General features: G+C 36.3%; 19 protein-coding genes and 1 tRNA gene. 8 read left to right on the forward strand and 12 right to left on the reverse strand.

Going from position 1 to position 21189, the window contains the following annotated elements:
* Window positions 1–9: 9 nt before the first annotated feature.
* From KXJ69_RS04330 to KXJ69_RS04350, 5 genes are all read right to left on the reverse strand, one after another.
* Entirely contained in the window at window positions 10–1395 is a 1386-nt protein-coding gene (locus KXJ69_RS04330) for an Ig-like domain-containing protein (protein ID WP_219051634.1), read from the reverse strand.
* A gap of 306 nt (window positions 1396–1701) precedes the next feature.
* Window positions 1702–2691 (reverse strand): aspartate-semialdehyde dehydrogenase, encoded by a 990-nt coding sequence (locus KXJ69_RS04335; RefSeq protein ID WP_219051643.1) that lies wholly within the window; start codon window positions 2689–2691, stop codon window positions 1702–1704.
* A 126-nt stretch (window positions 2692–2817) separates the two neighbouring features.
* The gene (gene mscL, locus KXJ69_RS04340; RefSeq protein WP_219051645.1) at window positions 2818–3225 is read right to left on the reverse strand and encodes a large conductance mechanosensitive channel protein MscL; all 408 of its coding nucleotides are present in this window, start codon (window positions 3223–3225) and stop codon (window positions 2818–2820) included.
* 73 nt (window positions 3226–3298) lie between these two features.
* On the reverse strand, window positions 3299–4429 hold the full coding sequence (alr, locus tag KXJ69_RS04345) for an alanine racemase (protein ID WP_255571190.1): 1131 nt from the start codon (window positions 4427–4429) through the stop codon (window positions 3299–3301).
* Between the two features lies 1 nt (window position 4430).
* Window positions 4431–5069, reverse strand: a complete 639-nt coding sequence (locus KXJ69_RS04350; RefSeq protein ID WP_219051650.1) for a thymidine kinase — start codon at window positions 5067–5069, stop codon at window positions 4431–4433.
* A gap of 100 nt (window positions 5070–5169) precedes the next feature.
* Between KXJ69_RS04350 and KXJ69_RS04355 the strand changes: the two genes are divergently transcribed.
* From KXJ69_RS04355 to KXJ69_RS04365, 3 genes are read left to right on the forward strand one after another with little or no spacing between them, the layout of a single operon-like run.
* Window positions 5170–5949 carry a DUF8457 domain-containing protein gene (locus tag KXJ69_RS04355; protein ID WP_219051652.1) on the forward strand — a complete coding sequence of 260 codons (780 nt, stop codon included), beginning with the start codon at window positions 5170–5172 and terminating at the stop codon, window positions 5947–5949.
* 7 nt (window positions 5950–5956) lie between these two features.
* Entirely contained in the window at window positions 5957–6625 is a 669-nt protein-coding gene (rsmI, locus tag KXJ69_RS04360; protein ID WP_219051654.1) for a 16S rRNA (cytidine(1402)-2'-O)-methyltransferase, read from the forward strand.
* Window position 6626: 1 nt separating this feature from the next.
* The gene (locus KXJ69_RS04365) at window positions 6627–7202 is read left to right on the forward strand and encodes a uracil-DNA glycosylase family protein (RefSeq protein ID WP_219051656.1); all 576 of its coding nucleotides are present in this window, start codon (window positions 6627–6629) and stop codon (window positions 7200–7202) included.
* Here the strand turns inward: KXJ69_RS04365 and KXJ69_RS04370 are convergent.
* Both KXJ69_RS04370 and KXJ69_RS04375 read right to left on the reverse strand, forming a co-directional pair.
* Complete coding sequence (locus tag KXJ69_RS04370) at window positions 7191–9077, reverse strand: M61 family metallopeptidase (RefSeq protein ID WP_219051658.1); 1887 nt, start codon at window positions 9075–9077, stop codon at window positions 7191–7193. The genes KXJ69_RS04365 and KXJ69_RS04370 overlap by 12 nt on opposite strands.
* 83 nt (window positions 9078–9160) lie before the next feature.
* Window positions 9161–9751: a carboxymuconolactone decarboxylase family protein gene (locus tag KXJ69_RS04375; RefSeq protein ID WP_219051660.1), complete on the reverse strand. Its 591-nt coding sequence runs from the start codon at window positions 9749–9751 to the stop codon at window positions 9161–9163.
* Window positions 9752–9851: 100 nt separating this feature from the next.
* Between KXJ69_RS04375 and recJ the strand changes: the two genes are divergently transcribed.
* Window positions 9852–11543: a single-stranded-DNA-specific exonuclease RecJ gene (recJ, locus tag KXJ69_RS04380; protein WP_219051662.1), complete on the forward strand. Its 1692-nt coding sequence runs from the start codon at window positions 9852–9854 to the stop codon at window positions 11541–11543.
* On the opposite strand, the gene KXJ69_RS04385 is transcribed toward recJ, so the two are convergent.
* Both KXJ69_RS04385 and KXJ69_RS04390 read right to left on the reverse strand, forming a co-directional pair.
* On the reverse strand, window positions 11533–12291 hold the full coding sequence (locus KXJ69_RS04385; RefSeq protein WP_219051664.1) for a UDP-2,3-diacylglucosamine diphosphatase: 759 nt from the start codon (window positions 12289–12291) through the stop codon (window positions 11533–11535). The genes recJ and KXJ69_RS04385 overlap by 11 nt on opposite strands.
* Before the next feature lie 26 nt (window positions 12292–12317).
* On the reverse strand, window positions 12318–12767 hold the full coding sequence (locus KXJ69_RS04390; RefSeq protein WP_219051666.1) for a 6-pyruvoyl trahydropterin synthase family protein: 450 nt from the start codon (window positions 12765–12767) through the stop codon (window positions 12318–12320).
* Between the two features lie 91 nt (window positions 12768–12858).
* Between KXJ69_RS04390 and KXJ69_RS04395 the strand changes: the two genes are divergently transcribed.
* Entirely contained in the window at window positions 12859–13494 is a 636-nt protein-coding gene (locus KXJ69_RS04395) for a 2OG-Fe(II) oxygenase (RefSeq protein ID WP_219051668.1), read from the forward strand.
* Here KXJ69_RS04395 and KXJ69_RS04400 read toward each other — a convergent pair whose 3' ends face one another.
* Window positions 13495–14835, reverse strand: a complete 1341-nt coding sequence (locus KXJ69_RS04400; protein WP_219051670.1) for an MATE family efflux transporter — start codon at window positions 14833–14835, stop codon at window positions 13495–13497.
* A 157-nt stretch (window positions 14836–14992) separates the two neighbouring features.
* Here KXJ69_RS04400 and KXJ69_RS04405 point away from each other — a divergent pair, with 157 nt between their 5' ends.
* Entirely contained in the window at window positions 14993–16717 is a 1725-nt protein-coding gene (locus KXJ69_RS04405; RefSeq protein WP_219051672.1) for a T9SS type B sorting domain-containing protein, read from the forward strand.
* Here KXJ69_RS04405 and KXJ69_RS04410 read toward each other — a convergent pair.
* Window positions 16689–17219: a GNAT family N-acetyltransferase gene (locus KXJ69_RS04410; protein ID WP_219051811.1), complete on the reverse strand. Its 531-nt coding sequence runs from the start codon at window positions 17217–17219 to the stop codon at window positions 16689–16691. The genes KXJ69_RS04405 and KXJ69_RS04410 overlap by 29 nt on opposite strands.
* A gap of 43 nt (window positions 17220–17262) precedes the next feature.
* Here KXJ69_RS04410 and KXJ69_RS04415 point away from each other — a divergent pair, with 43 nt between their 5' ends.
* Together KXJ69_RS04415 and KXJ69_RS04420 are read left to right on the forward strand one after the other, a co-directional pair.
* Window positions 17263–18057 (forward strand): universal stress protein, encoded by a 795-nt coding sequence (locus KXJ69_RS04415; RefSeq protein ID WP_219051674.1) that lies wholly within the window; start codon window positions 17263–17265, stop codon window positions 18055–18057.
* 27 nt (window positions 18058–18084) lie between these two features.
* Window positions 18085–18158, forward strand: a tRNA-Ala gene (locus tag KXJ69_RS04420).
* 243 nt (window positions 18159–18401) lie between these two features.
* Here the strand turns inward: KXJ69_RS04420 and KXJ69_RS04425 are convergent.
* Window positions 18402–21125, reverse strand: a complete 2724-nt coding sequence (locus tag KXJ69_RS04425; protein WP_219051676.1) for a PD-(D/E)XK nuclease family protein — start codon at window positions 21123–21125, stop codon at window positions 18402–18404.
* Window positions 21126–21189 lie beyond the last annotated feature (64 nt).

Genomic DNA, 21189 nt, shown 5'->3' on the forward strand with positions numbered 1-21189 from the left:
TTTAATTGGTTAATCACAAGTTTCGGTTAATGAATTTATCCATTCTTCAATAAGGGCAATAGCCTCTTCATGTTGAATGGTTCGCCCTAATAAAGGCATTCTATATTCTTCGTTATTAGTAATAAATCTAAAAAATAAAATCGAGTTATCGGCATCTCCAGGCATTATAATCTTTGAATCCTCGTACCCTGGGATAGGAGTATCTGGGTCAATACATATTCCTAAATTAGCTGGATCCTCTGTTTCATTGAATGCGAACCGTAAAGGTCTGTAATCGCAATGTCCACTTTCACTATGACAATTGGCACAATTAACATCAAAATAGGAACGAACTCTCATTTCAATAGATTCTGAAGCATCTGTCCAATCGACTACAGTTGTAATATTGGACGGAACACTTTCTAAATACCCCATTGAAATCCATTTCTCTAATTGATTAGCCGTGCCATCTGCATAAATATAATTACTGTTTAAACTTTGTGGCTTAGGTCCAATAGGGGTACTTGATTTGTAAAATTTATGACAAGTAAAACATTGGCTTTCTGAAGGGATACGATAATTTACGAACTTAGTTTCTCCGTTTTCAACCCATTCTATTTCTTTAAATCCACCATTTCCACTGGTGTCCAAAATGGCTTCGGTTTGATCCTCATTCCATATATAGTCGGCAAAAATCCAGCCTTCAGCCTTTTTTATAAGCAGTCGTGTTTCAATAATTTGTGTTGAATTATTGGGTAAAACATTTTCATAATAAAATGTTTTTATAAGAATACTCCCTGTGGGAAAATTCAAAACACTAGCATCTGATTCATATTGTGCTTTTACTCCATAAGGCATCCAGACAAACCTTTTTTTGTGAGCATAATCTGTAAAAAGGGGTGAAATAAGATCATAGGGTAACACTCCATAAACTGGTTCCTGATTTGCTAAGTCACCATCAAAAAAGTTATATTCTGAAAGCGTGTTGTACGGCGCCGAATTTATATCAAAATTTACTGGAGAGATTGGTAAAACATCTATAAATACAACTCCCGTAGCGCAACTCTGTCCGGAGGCATCGCAAACGGTATATTCAAAACTATCTTCGCCAGTTGTTTCACCATTTGGGGTGTAAATGATGAAATCATCGTCAACTTTAGTTGGGGTTCCATTGGTATTTAATACAACAGTACCTCTAAAAGGATTTGTTAAGATAATTTCTCCTTCCTGAGGAATATTATCATCATTATTCAAAATATAAATCTCTAATGATGCGTTCTGAAAAACCTCAGCAATATCTGCATTAGCTACTATGTCTAGAGGGACATATCCACCAGAGTCATCATCAGATTTACAGGCATTTAAAATAACTACAGACAATAGCAGAATACTTAATCGAGAAAAAGCGTTCCTCATACAATATTTCTTTAACAATTTTGTTTTTTTTAGACCCTAAAATTTTAGGAGGACCTAAATGTAAGAAAAACTTTTTATTTAAATTGTTTAAGAGCTTGTTTGTAATGTATTTAACGGAAATGGGCACCGTAAGAATCCCAATGTAAATAGATAAAGCATCCATTCACTAAAGCGACAATCAAAGCGGGCACAATGTTGGGAAGGTTAACAAAAGGATGAAAAGCCACCGAACTTATTGATTCCGAAGCTAAAAGTATGGGTCCAAATTATATAGAAAAAAGCTAAATAATGTACAAATGAAAATTCTTAAACCAACTTGTTTTTAACAAGGTATTCTGCAATTTGAATTGCATTTGTGGCAGCACCTTTTCTAAGATTATCACTCACAATCCACATATTTAAAGTCTTGGGTTGTGTTTCATCTCTTCTGATGCGACCTACAAAGACTTCATCTTTCTGATTGGCGTACATGGGCATAGGATACGTCTTAGTGTCTGGGTTATCCTGTACAATAATTCCCGGAGTATTGTGTAGTATTTGACGAACTTCTGAAAGATCAAAATCTTGATGAAACTCGACATTTACAGATTCACTGTGACCGCCAGCAGTAGGAATTCTAACAGCAGTAGCACTTACGGAAAAAGTTCGATCGTCCAATATTTTTTGGGGTTCTCTAGCTAATTTCATTTCTTCTTTGGTATAACCATTGGCTTCAAAAACATCACATTGCGGGATAGCGTTTTTATGAATGGGATAAGGGTATGCCATTTCACCTTTTACTCCTGCGATTTCATTTTCCAACTGCTGCACTGCCTTTACTCCCGTTCCTGAAACAGATTGGTAGGTTGAAACAATGACTCTTCGCATTTTGTATTTTTTATGAAGCGGAGCCAATGCCATAACCAATTGTATGGTTGAGCAATTAGGATTCGCAATAATTTTGTCTTCTTTGGTTAACGCAAATGAATTAATTTCTGGAACAATTAGTTTTTTTGTAGCATCCATTCGCCAAGCAGAAGAGTTGTCAATCACCGTTGTGCCAACTTCAGCAAATTTTGGCGCCCATTCAAGTGAAGTGGAGCCACCTGCTGAAAAAATGGCTATGGCTGGTTTTTTGGCAATGGCTTCATCCATTGACACTATGGTATAATGTTCTCCCTTAAATGAAATGGTTTTACCAATCGATTTTTCTGAAGCAACAGGGATTAATTCGGTTACAGGAAAGTTTCTTTCTGCTAAAAGTTGAAGCATTACTTCGCCTACCATTCCGGTGGCACCTACTACAGCTATTTTCATACTAATTTAATTAGGGGTCAAAAATAGGGGATAAGAAATAATTAATTCAAAATAAAATGTAAAAAAAGACCCCGCCTTTTGGCGGGGTTTACTGTTAAATTATGTAATGTAGCGGTTGCTACGCGTTTACTTTTTAAGAGCGTCTCTAATTTCTTTTAGTAAATCAATTTCAGACGGTCCTGGGTCAGGAGCTGGGGCTTCTTCTTTTTTCTTCTTGGTTTTGTTATATGCTTTTACAATAAGGAATAAAACAAATCCTACAATTACAAGGTTAATAACTGCATTAACCCATTTACCCCACATCACAGCATTTTCGGGTGTTGTAACATTACCTTCGGCATCTACAACAGCTTCAGACAATACAACTTTTAAAGCAGAAAAGTCCATTCCCCCTGTAAAATGGCCTACGATAGGCATCATAATATCATTGGTAAATCCAGAAACAACACCTCCAAGTGCAGCCCCTAAAATTACAGCTATGGATAGTTCAATGACATTACCCGTCATGATAAAATCCCTAAATTCTTTTAACATAATTGATTGGTTTTTACTGTTAATAAGGAACTAATTTACATAAAAAACCTTTTTGTTGTTAAAATAATCCATTTCAAGACTTGTGTTTTCGTTTAAAGACACGATTTACTCGTTGGGAGATGGCCGTAATGAGCTCGTAAGAGATTGTTTTTGCAGAAGTAGCAATAGAATCTGCAGTTGGATTTCCACCAAAAAGGAGCACCTCATCTCCTTCTTTACAATCAATTCCTGTAACGTCGACCATAATCATATCCATACAAACATTTCCAACAATTAGGGCTTTTTTCCCATGTATGGTAACCCATCCAGCACCATTTCCATAAATTCTTGATATACCGTCGGCATGACCTAAAGGGAGTGTGGCTGTTTTTGTGTCTTTACTTGCAGTGAAAGCTCGATTGTACCCTAAACTCTCTCCTTTTGGGACCTCGTGAATTTGAGAAATAATAGTCTTTAATTCACCAATAGGCTTAAGGTGTATATCAAATTTTGGATCGTTCCCAAATCCATAAAGTCCAATACCGGTACGAACCATATCAAATTGTGCTTCGGGATAATTAAGTATTCCCGAAGTGTTGAGCATGTGTTGTAACGGTTGATATTCTAATTTTTGAATGAATTGATTAGAATAGAAGGTAAATTTTTCAATTTGGGTAAGGGTAAACTCTTTTTCTGAAAGGTCTTCACTTGCAGCTAAATGCGAGAAAACCGATTTCACTTTTACGCTTTTTGTTTTTGAAAGAATAGCTAAAATTTCTTCTATATCAAATTCTGAAAACCCTAACCTGTTAAGCCCAGTATTAAATTTTATATGAATGGGATACTCTTTTTGCTGATGTTCTTCAGCAAAAGCAATAAATTCTTTTAATATTTTAAGTGAATAGATACTAGGCTCTAAACATTTATTCAATATAATGTCAAAATTGCCAGGTAACGAATGCAATACTAGAATGGGTGTTCTAATTCCATTTTCTCGCAATTTTTCACCTTCATGGGCATAAGCTACAGCAAAATAATCGATACCCAAGGTTACCAACTCTTTTGAAACTTCCACAGAATCACTTCCGTACCCAAAAGCTTTTACCACGGCCATCATTTTGGTGGTGGGTTCAATTTTAGATTTTAAAAAATGGTAATTGTGTGCAAGGGCGTTGAGGTCAATTTCCAAAACGGTTTCTTCGATGTTCGCTTCAGATTTTGACATATTAGGCATGCTTTTTACTTGATACTTGCTCTGGATCTTTTACGTCAATTTTTTTTACACGCTCACGCAACATCGCTTTGTAATAGGCAGCGCGACTTAGAGGTTCATATTCTTCAGTCTCTCCCAATAAAACGAGATCGTCACTTTGCGCTTTTCGGTAACTAAAATGTGCTAGATTTCCGGTCCTTGTACAAACAGCGTGTACTTTGGTGACATACTCGGCAGTAGCCATAAGGGCAGGCATAGGGCCAAAAGGATTTCCCTTAAAATCCATATCCAATCCTGCTACAATCACTCGCATCCCTTGATTTGCAAGGTCGTTACATACTTTTACAATTTCAGCGTCAAAAAATTGCGCTTCGTCAATGCCAATGACGTCGCATCCATCTGCTAGTATAGGAATATTAGCAGCAGCGGGCACTGGCGTCGATCGAATTTCATTGCTATCGTGTGAAACTACTTTGTCTTCGTCGTATCGATTATCGACAGAAGGTTTAAATATTTCTACCTTTTGTCTAGCAAACTTGGCGCGTTTTAATCTTCGGATTAATTCTTCGGTTTTTCCCGAAAACATAGAGCCACAAATCACCTCAATCCATCCAAATTGCTCTTTCTGATTAACTGTATTTTCGAGAAACATAATTAGGTTTTAGAATAAAATAGAATTCTTTGACGTTTACATAAAGGATGCGTAAATTTAGCAAAACAAAATATAGAACGCTGCATAAATTATAAAAGTTATGAAGAAGGAACTCCAAAAAAAATTGAAGGAATTGGCGCAAAACATTGTTGCGCATGATTCCTTGGAGGAAATCACAAAAATGAAGGAGCAAGCACGAGATTTGTACGAAAAACTTTCGGTGTTAGAATATCTGGAGGCACAAATTCTCGGAGAATCTATTTCAGAAAATAAGGAAGAATCATTAGACTCAAAAAGTTTTAGAGAACAAAATTGGTTTAAAGACCCAAAGCCTGTTCCTTCTCCTGAAAATAAAGAAGAACTGATCGAGCCTGCCACCGAAAAAATAAAAGACTTGGTGGCTCAAATGCCCAAGGAATCCCAACAAGTTGATGAACTTTTGGAAAAGGTGCTTCCGCCCAAGCAATTTCAGAAAAACGATTTAGAAGATTTTGCTTCCCACTACAAAGAAATGCCCGTTTTTGAGAGAAAGGAAACGCCAGTAGTTTCAAAAGCGGAAACACTTACTGAAACCATTGAAAGCCCAAAACCTCTAGAAACCAGCAAGCAAAATGACATTGAAAAACCAAAGTCTATAAACGATACTATCCAAGCTGGATTAACCATTGGTCTCAATGATCGTTTAGCGTTTATAAAACATTTATTTGACGGAAATGCAGATGATTACGCACGGGTACTTTCGCAAATAAATACGATGCCTTCTTTTGAAAAAGCGCAGGAATTTATAAAAGGTAAAGTGAAACCAGATTATAATTATTGGCTTCAAAAGGATGAATATTCTGAACGTTTTATGACCTTAATCGAAAAGCGATTTAACTAGATTTCTTATGGGAAAACTCTACCTAGTTCCCACACCCATTGGCAACCTAAAGGACATGACTTTTAGGGCGATAGAAGTTTTAAAAGAAGTAGATGTAATCCTTGCCGAAGATACACGTACCAGCGGGAAACTCCTGAAATATTTTGATATTGATACTCCTATGCAATCGCACCATATGCACAATGAGCATAAAACCGTGGTTGGAATAGTTTCAAAAATTGAAGCAGGGCAAAACATAGCGCTTATTAGCGACGCTGGCACCCCTGCCATTAGCGACCCTGGGTTTTTATTGACTCGAGCTTGTGTGGAAGCAGGAATTGAAGTGGATTGCTTACCCGGCGCAACTGCTTTTGTACCAGCATTAGTGAATAGTGGATTACCTAACGACCGATTTGTATTTGAAGGATTTCTTCCTGTAAAAAAGGGGAGACAAACGAGATTGCTTCAATTAGCCGAAGAAACTCGAACCATTATTTTTTATGAGTCGCCTCACAAATTGGTAAAAACATTAGCCCAATTTGTTGAATATTTTGGTGCCAACAGATCCGTTTCCGTTTCTAGAGAATTAAGTAAACTTCACGAAGAAACCATCCGTGGAACAGCTGAAGAAGTTTTTAAACATTTTGAAGCCAAACCTCCAAAAGGAGAGTTGGTTATTGTAGTTGGAGGGAAATAAAATGAAAAGCATAATTGCCGAAGTAAAGGAATGTACCATGTGCAAGACGCACCTTCCTTTAGGACCTCGCCCTGTTTTTTCTATTGCTAAAGACTCTAAAATTGCCATAATTGGACAAGCTCCAGGAACTAAAGTCCACGAATCTGGGATTCCTTGGGATGATGCGAGTGGGAAACTGTTACGGACGTGGTTAGAAGTTACTGAAGAGGAGTTTTACAACCCTTCTAATTTTGCTATTGTCCCTATGGGATTTTGTTATCCTGGAAAGGGGAAAAGTGGTGATTTACCTCCAAGACCAGAATGTGCTCCACTATGGCATGAACAACTTTTTGAACTAGCAAAATCGATTGAGTTGTATATTTTAATTGGCACCTATGCGCAATCGTACTATTTAAAAGAAAATTCTAAAAAGAACTTAACTGAAACTGTACGGAATTTTAAGGAGTATCAACCAAACTATTTTCCTTTACCGCATCCTTCCCCAAGAAACCGATTTTGGTTTCGGAATAATGAGTGGTTTGAAAAAGAGGTGCTTCCAGAATTAAAAATTCAAGTACAATATATATTATCCCTTTAACCAAACTTTACGTACTGCCACTTGTTTCTCCGAAGCTTCGGGGTTTGGTTGTAGTTTTTGCCCTGTAGTATACGATTGAGTAAGCTCTTTATCTATAATAATTTCTTCACCATTTCTATCTAACACTACATTGATTTTAGTACCGGGAGACCACATATACATATCCGTAAACATTTGTTGTGCATTTTCGAAAGTTAGGTCCGTACCATTTACGGTCTTTAGTACATCTCCAGCTTGTACTCCGTTTTCATTCCAGAAGCTATTATCTTTAACAGCTTCAGTAAAGGCGATGGTTCCTCTTGCTCTATTGGGGGCAAAAATAAATTGCCCGTCATTTTGAATATAATTTGTCTTTACAGTAGCTTCTACTAGTTCTAGGCCTACTTTTTCAAAAAATTCTGTATAGTTGATAGGTGTTGTTCCTACTACATGCGCTTTCAAAAAATTTCCTATAGAAGGGTAGGTCATTTGGGTAATTTCAGCTAGAATCGTATCATCGTTAAAGGGTTTATTCTTACCATATTTGTTTGATAATTCCTTCATTAAAGATAACATGCTTCGCTGTCCATTGCTTTCTTCGCGCATTAAAATATCAATACACATCCCTATTAAAGCTCCTTTTTGATACACATTATAATAGTTGGCTGCATAGGGTTGTTCTAGAACATTTTCACTCATTTCAGTAAAACTCATGGTATCGTCCATACTCATAGATGTTTGAATTTTACCCATCATTGAGGCATAAAATTCATCATCGGTCACTAGTCCTTCATACACCTGAAAGTGTTGCGCAAAATACTCAGTTACTCCTTCGTACATCCAAAGATGTTTGGAAAAGGTTGGGTTGTAATAATCGAAATAATGTACGTCTTCACTATGCACACTTAGGGGTGTTACAATATGAAAAAACTCATGAGCAACCACATCTATCATACTATCGATAAGCCCTTCTAAAGTAGAACTTTCAGGAAGGACTACTACGGTAGAAGTATGGTGTTCCAATGCCCCCATCCCTTTAGGAGAATCTTCACTTCCATCACTTAAATACAGAAAAATATCATACCGAGGGGTTGAGTTAATTTCTCCTAAGTATCTTTTTTGTCCCTGCATCATAGTGTACATACTTTCTTTTAGTACAGCAGCAGAATGTACTTTGTTTGGAGAATACACACTTAAAACAATTTTAATACCCCCTACCTGAAATTCTTCTACATCCAATTCGCCATAAAACATAGGATTATCTGTGATGTCGAAATATCGAGGGGCAAAATAATGGGTGGTAATGCTTTTCCCATCGGCACTAGTTTCAGAACCTATTTCTTGTATTGCCGAAGAACGAACAAATTCACTTGGAGCAGTAACATTCAGTTTGTATTGTGCATTTTTTAAAGAATCGAAATAGCCTATAAATCCGTGTAAGTTCAATACATAATTAGTAGGCTCAATATTAGTTCCAGCGGGTGAAAAAGGATTTTCACCACCAATACCTCCTGAAGATTCTGTATCGAAAGTGTCATTTACTTCGTAAGTGATTTTATCTAATTGAGAAGCATTTGTAATAGACCAAGAATTATCGTCTAATTTATTGGAAGGTAGTTCATTCCCTTTATAATCAATGGCCTTAAAATTTTCAACATATCTTCCAAAACTACTCACCGAATAGGTTCCTTGAACCACTTTTGGGATTCTATAAATTTCGGTTTCTGTGGTAAATCGACCAGGGTTAATAACCACTGGAACTTTGTCATTAGTAACGTTTACAAGATTTAAGCTCGTTTCAATAGGATTTGAAACAGCTAAATCATTATTTGTAGTTTTTGTAGAAGTACAACCAATAAAAAAAACTGAAATGGCAATCAGTAGAAAATGTCTCATAACTGGGATAAAATTGTTTCCCACAAAGATATTTTTTTTCAAATGCAAGAATCTTAAAATTTTACCAAAAGAAAAGATAAGGTTTATAGGTGTTTACCCTTTTCCCAACCGTGTTTTCCAAGATACTTTTCGCCACTTTCCACGGCGCCCTCCTCGATAGAGGTTCCCATGCTATCATTCCAGCGGTTGAGGTAACCAAAAAGTGAAATTACCCCTAGCATTTCCACAATTTCACCTTCGTTCCAATGTTCATATAGCCGTTTTTTAATGTCATCGTCCACTTGATTAGGAACTAGACTTGCTTTTAACGAAAAATCCAACGCAGCGCGTTCGGCTTCACTAAAAGCAGGATGTGTTGGGTATTCCCAAATATTATCCAGCTTTTCCTGTTCGGCTCCATAACGTTCTGCTGCACGAATGGCGTGTGCTTGGCAATAGCGACAGCCTGCGGCGTTACTACTTACCCAGGCAATCATTCGCTTAAGTGCAGAAGTAACCCGCCCTTCATTTGCCATTACTGCTTTGTTAAGGTTAATAAACGCTTTACTAATAGCTGGACGACGCTGCATGGTAAGCACGCTATTGGGACAAAAGCCGAGCGTTTCATTAAAAAACTCGGCAAGCTGTTGGGTTTCTTTATCGTGTTCTGGGGAGAGTGGAGTTACTAAGGGCATATCTATGTTTTGTTTTCGAAAATACAAATTACTATTAAAAAAGAAGTGAAATTTGTACCTTTACACTTTAGCTTCCCACAAATTTAGTTACATTAAAAATATGCGTTGGACCCTTTTACCGAAACCGGAAAAAGAGAAAGTTGACCATTTAGCCCAATCCTTGGGCGTGGAACCTTTTGTTGCCACCTTATTGGTACAACGAGGAATTGAAACTTTTGAAGAAGCCAAAAAATTCTTTCGACCAAGTTTGGAAGACTTGCATGACCCATATTTAATGAAGGATATGGACAAAGCTGTTGACCGAGTTGAAAAGGCCATTGAAAACCAAGAAAACGTTTTAATCTATGGCGATTACGATGTAGATGGCACAACCTCCGTGGCATTGCTATCTTCTTATCTAAAAACCTACTACCCCAATGTCGCTACCTATATTCCGGACAGGTACGATGAGGGCTACGGAATTTCTTATCAAGGAATTGATTTTGCCGAAGACAACGAATTCAGCTTAATCATTGCACTCGATTGTGGGATTAAAGCTATTGAAAAAGTAGCCTATGCTTCAGAAAAAGGGATTGATTTTATTATTTGTGACCATCACCGCCCAGGAGATGAAATTCCAAAAGCGGTAGCCGTATTAGACCCAAAAAGAGACGATTGCGAGTACCCCTACAAAGAGCTGTGTGGGTGTGGGGTTGGGTTTAAGCTCATTCAGGCTTTAGCGCAAAACCGAGGTCAAAAAACAGAAGATTTACTTTTGTATTTAGATTTAGTGGCTACGGCTATTGGTGCCGATATTGTCCCCATCACTGGAGAAAATAGGATTTTGGCACATTATGGATTAAAAGTAATTAATGCCAATCCGCGAACGGGTTTTAAGGCCATTCTAAAACAAGTAAAAAAGGAAACACTCACTATTACCGATGTCGTTTTTATTATTGCTCCCCGAATAAATGCAGCGGGACGGATGAAACACGGAAATCATGCGGTGACACTATTAACCGAAACCGATATCAACAAGGCGGCCGAATATGCTGTGGAAATTGAAGCGTTTAATACCGAAAGAAAGGAAACCGATCAGCAAATTACCGAAGAAGCACTGCGTCAAATCGTGGATAACAACGAAGAAAACCGAATGACGACTGTGGTTTATAAAGATTCTTGGCACAAGGGAGTGATTGGGATTGTGGCTTCACGATTAACCGAAACGTATTATCGCCCTACCTTGGTTTTTACCAAAAATGGAGACACACTGGCGGCTTCGGCACGTTCGGTAAAAGGGTTTGATGTGTATAATGCTTTGGAAGGGTGTTCAGAATATATAGAACAGTTTGGAGGGCATAAATACGCCGCAGGACTTACTTTATTTGAAAAGGATTTTGAAAACTTTAAAAAGGCTTTTGAAAAAGTGGTTTCAGAAACCATTGACCCAAGTTTGCTAACCCCCGAGCTTAAAATTGATGCTGAAATCGACTTTAACGACATCACTCCTAAATTCTACAGACTTTTAAAACAATTTGCTCCCTTTGGCCCGGGAAACATGACCCCAGTTTTTATGACTAAAAATGTAAAGGATGTGGGGTACGGAAAAACAGTGGGCGAAGACAAAACCCATTTACGATTGGTAATGAAGCAAGGAAATTCCAATCCATTTACGGGAATTGGTTTTGGGATGGCAGAAAAAGAAGAAATTGCGTGTCATGGGAAGCCTTTTAAAATAGCCTATGTTATTGATGAAAACGAATGGCAAGGGAATGTGAGCCTTCAGTTGAGAATAAAAGACATTAAGGAGTAAATTCTTTCAGCTCAAAAGTGGTTCCGTCAAAAACCCCATAGGTGTAATGATTAATCCAATCGCCTAAATTAAAATAGGTGGCTTGTTCTCCTATCTCAATTTTCATAGGTAGATGGCGGTGTCCAAACACAAAATAATCGTAGTGCTTTTCCTCCAATTTTCGTTTGGCATAAAGGGCGAGCCACTCTTTATCATCGCCTAAAAATTGTCGATCTTCGTCCCCAGAAATTAATTTATTTTTTACGGAAAGGTATTGTGCCAGTCGCATGCCCCAATCGGGATGTAACCAACGGTACAACCATTTTGAAAAAGGATTGATAAACACCTTTTTCATGCGTTTGTAACCCTTATCTCCAGGACCTTTTCCGTCGCCGTGGCCAATTAAAAATGTTTTGTTGTTAAATGTGAATTCTTTTACATCACGATATACGGGAATATTCAGTTCTTTTTCAAAGTAATCGTGCATCCAAAGATCGTGGTTTCCAACAAAGAAATAAATAGGAATACCACTATCGCTAATTTCGGCAAGTTTTCCTAATACGCGGACAAATCCTTTAGGAACCACCGTCTTGTATTCGAACCAAAAATCGAATAAATCACCCAGCAAAAAAATGGCTGCCGCATCACCTTTTACCGCATCCAGCCAAGCCACAAACTTTTTTTCACGCGGTAAACTTTTAGAAGGCGTAGGAGCCCCTAAATGATTGTCGCTTGAAAAGTATATTTTTTTACCTGCGGGTAGTTGCATGGGATAAAGATAACTAAAATGGGGTTTTAATTATCATGGGCAAACCATTCGGCATAACTGGTTTCAGTTTCTTGTAGTTTTAGGGAATGAAGCGTAATGTTTTTTGGCAATCTTGCTTTAATTTTTTCAGCAAAATCAATCACCATCATTTCGCTCGTGGGCTGGTAATCGACCAAAAGAACATTATGGCCCCGTTGTGAAAGTTCTTTTGCCAACTCAACGTGTGGTGTATTTTTATTAAAAACGGTGGCGTGGTCAAATACATCTACAATTTCTTCCTTGACAATCTTTTTTAAGTCACTAAAATCGATGACCATGCCAAATTTTACATGCGAAGAATCTTCAATGGGGTTTCCAATGACCGTTACTGAAAGTTTGTAGCTATGCCCGTGTACATTGCGGCATTTACCGTCATATCCGTATAGGGCATGACCGGTTTCAAAAGAAAATTGTTTTGTAATTCTAATCGTTCCCATAAGGCATCAAAGATACAGTATTTTCGATTTAATTATTTTTTGAAAAAGATGTTGTTTTTGCGATTATATTTGCGGGCTTTTTTAAAACGTTATGGAGGTAGAATTATACGAGCAATTAGACTTTGTTGAGAATCCGTTGTTCGAATCTATTATTGAAGACCTGATGCAGCAACAGTATAGTGTTGTAGACAACTTTTTTATCGAAGCGGAGGTCGTAGCATTGCGTTCTAATTTAATTGCAAAATATGAGGCCGATCGTTTTAAAAAATCGGCTATAGGGAGTCGGGTAAATGAAGAAATTGATAAAACCATTCGGGGGGATTTTATTTTATGGATAGACGAAACCAAAACGGATGTGATAGAGCAGTTATTTTTTCAGAAGATTAATGAATTAGTGTCTTATCTCAATAGGACATGTTTTATGGGGATTCTTCAAAAAGAATTTCATTACGCCGTCTATCCCGAAGGGACCTTTTATAAAAGACATTTAGATACTTTTCAAAATGACGATAGAAGAAAACTTTCTATTGTGTGCTATTTAAATGAGGCTAATTGGCCCAAGGAGAATGGAGGGGAACTCACACTTTATCTTGAAGAAAAGCCACTTGATTTGTTGCCTCTGCCTGGTCGAATCGTCATTTTTGAAAGTCAAATGTTGGAGCACGAAGTGAAAGTTGTAAAAGCTTCAGAAAGATTAAGCATTACGGGCTGGCTTAAAACCCGTTAATTATTCTTTAGCCAGCGGAAGGTATTTTCGGTAAAACTTTATCATTAATGCAACGGCTCTGTAAGCAATCCAAGTAAGGATGGCAAACCAAATGCCAATAAGTCCCCAATCCATATATATGGATAGATATAAAAATGGGATAAAACCCACTATTGTGGCTCCCAAAAGGACATTTCTTAAATACGCCATTTCACCCAATCCTTTAAAAACAGCATCCAAAGTAAAAGCAATAGCATTGAGTGGTTGACTAATAATAACCATAAAAAACATTCCATAAAAAACGGTAAGTACAGCTGTATCCTTTATAAAAATACTCCCGATGGGTTTATAGAAAATTATACATAGTATAGCAAGCAAGCACGCGACAAGGAGATTATATATAGTTACTTTTTTTGTGAGTTTCCAAAGTGTTTTATACTCTTTTGCGCCTAATAGCCTTCCGCCTAAAATATTTCCAGCAGCACCATAACCATCAATAAAAAAAGCAGTAAAAAGCCAAATATTTATGGCAATGGCATGGGCTGCGATAAACTCTTTTCCTAATGCAGTTGCTTCTCTTACAGCTAACATTAAAGCAGCGTTTAGTGCAATAGAGCGAATAAATAAATTAAAACTCATGCTAACTAGTCGAGAAATTTCTGGATGAAGCGGAAAACGAAGTTTCAAGGATGTATTCGTTTTGGAAAGCACAAGAATTAACGCCAGCAGCGCCATGATGCTTTGTGCCATAAGACTCGCCCAAGCGGCACCTTTTATTCCCATGGCAGGAATAAACTCATCTATACCATAGACTAAAGCAAAGTCTAATCCTATATTTATTGTGGCGCCAACAATGGCAATAGTCATAGGCCAAAGGGTGTTTTGAAGTCCTCTAAAAATTCCAAAAACGGCAAAGGTGAATAAGGTTAACGGAAATCCCCAAACCCGAATATTATAATAATCAATACTAAACTGAAGAATTAATCCTTCGGCGTTGAGTAATCTAAAAATTTCTTCCACAAAGAAATAGGTAGAAAATAAAACAATAACACTGAGTATAATATTAAAATAAATGGCTTGCGCAGGAAAGTTTTTAATGTCTTCAATTTTTCCTGCTCCCAAATTCTGGGCAATTATGGTAGCAATGGCACTGCGTGTTTGCGCCAATACCCAAATTAATGTGGAAAGGAAAAACCCTACAACCCCCACTGCGGCAAGTGATTCGGTGCCATATTCAGGAATATTTCCAACCACAGCAGCATCGGTAGTGGAAAGTATAGGCTCCGCAATACCTGCAATAATGGCTGGGATAGCCAATTGCTGAATGCGTTTAAAGGAGATATTTGTTGTTGAAAGTGACAAGAGACAAAATTACTAATTACGATTCAATAGAAGTTTGAAAAAGACATCGCAATTGAGACCGACTGTAAAAAAGCAGTATCTTTAATAGCTAATACGCTATGAAAATTAGAATAGAATAGATTCCATTCTTTCCGCTTTGTAATTTGTTATTTCAGAAATGATTAAAAAAGTCATTTACCTAATTTGTTTGCTTATTTCTCAAAATAATTGGGCACAAGACTGTCCTGAGCTAATTAATCCGTTACAGGGTGCTATCAATGTTCCTGTAGATACTAGTATTACATGGGAGGAAGTAACAGGAGTAACAGGGTATATTATTTCATTAGGAACAACTCCAGAGGGATCAGAGATTATAAATGAACAATTAGTAGGAAGTGATACAACTTTTTCACCACCCTTGGGTTTGCCAGAATCCACTACTATTTTCGTTACCATTACCCTTTTCTTTTTTGACCAAGACAACATCGTTTGTCCTAGTCAATCTTTTACAACGCAAAATGTAACTACGCTTCCAGGGTGTGCCATTTTACTAAATCCGGAAGATGGAAATATCAATGTAAATATAGGAACCAACTTAAGTTGGAGGTATGCTCCAAGAGCGTTAGGCTATCACCTCACTATTGGAACTTCGCCTGGAATTGGGGATATTTTAAATGACTTTGATGTTGGAAATGTACTTACTTACAATCCAGTGACTAATTTCCCACCCAGCACCATCATTTATGTACTTATAACACCCTATAATGAAAATGGTTTTTCATTGGATTGTCTAGAGGAAAGCTTTACAACGGGCTCTCTTGGTGAACCGCCAAGTTGCACACAACTTATAACTCCGGCAAACGGCGCTATAAATGTATCATTATCCCCATTTTTGGAATGGGAACCGATATCCAATGCCACTGGGTATAAAGTTTTTATTGGAAAAACACCCTTTATAAACGATATTTTGGATGGCGCAATTTTTACAACAACATCTACCTATGTGCTTAATTTTGAATCCAATAACACGTATTTTGTTAGAATTGTTCCTTTTAATGCTGCAGGAGAAGCCCAATCTTGTGGGCAAGAGTATTTTTCAACTATTTTAGGATGTGGGCCTTTTTATGATGCAGACACGGGGGAACTTACATCCTATTACCCCGAAAGTGATTTTCCAGATACCGTTGGAATATGCAATAATAGCTTACCAGCTAGAATAGAATCACCCGATAATGGTGACGGGTATCGATGGTATAAAATACTTGAGAATGGCTCTGAAGAGCTTATTTCTGAAGCCTCTTTTGTGGATATTTCAGAAGAAGGACTGTATCGATATGAAGTCTATAATCTCATCACCGAAGGCGAAGTAACCATAGAGTGTTCTTTTACCAAAGAATTTACAGTTGTTTTTTCTTCCTTGGCATCTATAGATGAAGTTTTTAAAGTACAAATTGGTCAATTATTCACGGTAACTTTGGATGTTTCTGGCTTGGGAGATTACGAGTACGCCGTGGATGATTCTGAATATTCCGACAATAATTTTTTCATCAATCTTTCCGAAGGGACTCATACACTAAAGGTAAGAGATAAAAATGGATGCGGTGAAGTAGCACAAACCATTGAGTTAAAATTTCCTCCTACAGGATTTCCGCCCTATTTTTCGCCCAATGGAGATGGTTATAATGATTATTGGCAGTATGTACCTCCTAAATCGAATGCACTTATCATTTCTGTGATTTCAATTTTTGACAGATACGGAAAGTTAGTCGCAAGGGTTGGTAGAACAAGCCAAGGTTGGGATGGACGCTTTAATAATGTTCCTTTACCAGCAGATGGCTATTGGTATAAAGCCACTACCCATGATAATAGAGTGGTTACGGGTTACTTTTCGTTGGTAAGGTAGAAACTAGAGGTAATTCGTAGCAATAAAAAGGAAATTCACTTTGTTTAGGAAAAAAAATTGTGCCAAGTTTGGTGTAACCTCTTGCTTCGTAAAATTTCTGATTGCGAATGTTTTTACTGAATGTATCTAATCGAATTGAGGGTGCTTTCTTTTCTTCTGCCTTCTTTTCGGCAAAATCCATGAGTTGTTTTGCAAATCCTTTATGCTGAAATTTTGGATGTATAGCCAATCGGTGGATATAAAAGTTAGTAGCATCGGGAGTAAGCCATTGTATAGAATCGTATTCTTCATCTTTAAAAGTAGAAATAGTGATACAGCCTACTAGGTCATTTTCAGAAACCAATACAAACAATTCATCTCTTTCTAAATCTTTTATAAAGGCGTCTTTGTTGGGATAGTGCTCATTCCATTGAAAAATGCCTTCAGCCATCATTTTTTTTGCACAAGCTCGTGTGAGTTCTAATAGTTGTGGAATTTCTTGCAATAAGGCTTTGCGTATCATAATAAAGATTAATTTTGCAAAAGAATTAAAGATACGGAAACTCATGAAAAATATATTGGTTCCAGTAGGTGCTACAGAAAGTGCCATTACCAATTTAAAATATGCCATTAACCTTGCTTCTTTAACTGGGGCAACAGTCTATCTCATTAATCTTTATAAAGAATTTTCCAAAGTTGGTAACCTCACAAAACTTAACGAAATTATTATAGAAGATAGTGAGGAACAGTTAGAACTAGTGTTAAAAGAGGTTAACACTAAAGGAGTTGACGTAATTTCTAAGTCGTTAAAGGGAGATCCTTTTGAAGGCATTCAGAGAATTTCAAATCAATTAAATATTGATTTAATTATCCTTTCCCCTCAAAGTGTGGATATAAACGATGAACTTTATTTGGGAAATATTACTGGCAAAATTGTAAAACAAACTAACATTCCAGTTTTGTTAATTCCAAGAGGATATATTTTTAGAAAGGCCGAAATTATTTTACTGGCTTTTAAAAATGGTCGCTTGGAGAATGAAGGCGTTTTAAGTCCTTTAACAAAGATTGCAAACCATTTTAGCGCAAAGATTAATTTATTGCATGTAATCACTCCAGATATGGCTCAGGAAGACCATACTATAGATCCGGCATTGTTAAAAATTAGTAATTCGTTAAAAACGACTGAGAATGCAACTATATTTCAAGGAATATTGGAACACTTCCAATCTAATCAGCCAGATATACTTTGTGTTTTTAGAAGGAAAAGAGGCTTTTTTGAAAAGCTTTGGGAGAAAAACACCATACTTAAAAAGGACTTCCATACCTCAAAACCTTTATTGGTTTTACAAGGGACAGATTAAATATTTTTAGTATTTTCGCCCTTCTTTGGGGATGTAGCTCAGTTGGCTAGAGCGCTTGACTGGCAGTCAAGAGGTCGTGGGTTCGAATCCCATCTTCTCCACTTAAAAAAATCCGTTTGTTTTCAAATGGATTTTTTATTTAGATAAACTAATTGAGGGTTTACAATTCTGAAAACCTCATAGTTCTTAAATAATTGTTTAGTTACGCGCGTTCAGAAATCATGGCTAATAAACCAATGACTAAGCAAGCAACAAAACTCCAAATGACTATTGCACCTACACCCATATAAATAAATTAAGTTATACAATGAACTAGATTACTAAGGTAGTAATTTTATACTATATTACTTTATTTCTTTCTCTATAAAGGGAATGGAAGGAGTTACAATTTCGAGTATTAATTTTTTAAGTTCTTCTTCAAAGGAATTCAAAATTTCTGAATTAATTTTTTCTTCTCCTTTTGAAGCTCTTGGAGCTTCTTTTTTTCGGAAACTTAAAAAACCAGAGTTAAAGTTTTTAAAGGAAATAACTCCAGCGACAACTTCTTTAAACGAAATATGCTTTTGATACAAATAGGCATAGGCTAAAACCTGAAAAGCTTTGCTATACTTATAATCTTGAGAGAGGTTTTCCCAATCTACTATATCCAATTCTTTTTGTTCAACTTTGCCTGTTTTATAATCGATAATTCGTAGTTGATTATTAAATAAATCAATTCGGTCTACATTTCCTTTTAAGTATACTGGGAAGTGTATTTCTGGAAAATGAAGTTCCGTTTTAAGTGTTTCCTCAAGCGCCAATATTTTAATGGTATTTCCATTTTTTAACGAATCAATATCAAGATTAATTAAGTTTTCTACATACCGCTTGGCAATTTCAAAAATGATAAGGTTTTTGCCTTTAGAAAAATCACCTTCCTTAAAATGCTTTTGAAACTGTTGATTGACTTCAGCAGGAACTCCTTTTAGGCATTTAGAAAGCTGCTCTTCTTTTAAAAAACTATTTATAAATGGAGCGTATAATTTTTCTAAAGCTTCGTGTACAATAGTCCCCAGTGTATTATACTCAATCGTTTCTTCAACAGCATCCGTTTCATTAACTCCAAGAATTCTTTCAAAATAAAAATCTATCGGATTTCTTACATAGGACATTAATGCCGAAGGTGAAAATCCTTTTTCGGCTATTATTCGAAGTTCATTAATTACCTCAGGAGTTTTTTCAATTTCTTTAAGTGATTTTTCATGTTTTGAAATGGGTGAGGTTTGAACATGATGTGTGATGCTTTTTTTAAGGTTGTAATCAATTTCCAATTGAAGTAAAAACCTGCTTTTTTCACCCGTTCTTAATCCTTTTGATTGGCTACTGTAAAGCAAGGTAGCTTGTTTTGCTCTAAATAATAGATGAAAAAAGTGATAGGCATAAACCGCATCTTTTTCGGGGTGTAAAGGCAATCCAAATTGGAGTTTTAGATCATAGGTTATAAATGAAGCGTTTGTTTTGCCAGAGGGAAGAACACCTTCATTTACCGATAGGAGAATCACATTTTCAAAGTCAATGACCCGTGTTTCAAGAATACCCATGATTTGTAATCCTTTTTCAGGATTTCCTTCAAAATCTATTGAGGCTTTAGTTACTAACTGGTTAAAAGCATTTTTTAAAGAGAGTGGTGTTGTAAGGTAGTCGAATTGTTTTGTTAGTAATGTTAAGCGTTCAAAGATTGCTTCAATTTTAGCAAGAATTGATTTTTCAATTAAAGTAAGACTAATTGAGGCATGTAGTTTTTTTATAAGGGACTGAAAATGCACTATAATTTCATTGATATTTTCGAAGTCACTTCTGAAAAGAAGCTCAATTACTTCTTTGTTTTGTAAACCTCCTATGTCAACTAATTTCTGATGAGAAATACTTGAAAGATTATTGGTTTTAATAAACTGTAAAATAGTTTCTGGAGAAACCATTAATTTCTTTACCCATGGATGTAATAATAGTTTTTCAATTTTTTTATAAAAAAAAGGTTCGGGGTTAAGAAAATTATCTAGGATATAATCAAAAAAATCAACTTCGGGAAGCCCTGTTATGCGTAATCCCATAGTTATATTGATACTTTCTACATTATTTGGAAGAGAATATAAAAGAGGTGTTAAAAGGGACTCGTCTGCCAATACAATAGCCGTTCTTTCCAACATTTCTAGGGTATATGTGGAAAGAAGTTGCCCCACATATTTTACTTGCCCCACGTCATTTTGAGCTTCAGTAATAGTAATTTCCTTGTTTATATTAGTACTATATATTACTGAAGGAGCATTGTTTTGATAATAATTCCATATGTTTTTATAATTCCTTAGAAAATAAGATGCTGCATGGTCTGCATCCTTTAATAAATGAGGATCCATATCCCAGAATACAGTAGTATTTCCAGTTTCTAAAAGCTCTTGTATGATGGATTGTTCCGCCGAGTTAAGGGCATTAAAACCTAGAAAGTAGTGATTCCGATTTCCATTTGAGACGATATAGTGCTCGATGTCTTCTGCCGCCTTTCTATACACCATTCCTTGATAGCCACTTTGTTCCTTAAGCAAATGGTCATTTAAATTTTCATAAAACAATTCAAGGGTTTCCCAAAAGGAAAGATATTTTTTTATGAAGGGTGTTTGGTCATTTTTTACACCCCATTTTTCTAATGTTTGAATACTTAACAAGTAATTGAAGAAATTGCTTTTTGGAACTAGGTAACGATCTATTTCATTAAAATCGTTTAAAACAGCTTGTCCCCAAGAAGTATATTCTTCAAAAGTGTCTTTTTCAGAAAATCCTTCTGTATTGAGATAAACCGAATAACTGGAAAACAAAAGGGTTAATGAATCTACAATGGCTATTCCTGAAATCTCTTCAATAAACTCTTCAATACTAATAATCTTAGGCGAAAAAAAAGGAGCACCAGATTCTTTTGCTAGAGTTCGTTTTAGAAATCCAACGGCTCTTTTACTAGGGAGAATAAAGACTGCTCGGGATAAGTTTTTATCCTGTATTTTAATTTGGGAAAGCACTTCTTCTATAAAAGTCTTCATACCCTAAAAATAAGAAACGCCTCCAATTTGGAGGCGTTTCAATATATATATTATTAAACTCTTT

The organism is Halomarinibacterium sedimenti (genome assembly GCF_019312585.1).
GTDB lineage: Bacteria > Bacteroidota > Bacteroidia > Flavobacteriales > Flavobacteriaceae > Halomarinibacterium > Halomarinibacterium sedimenti.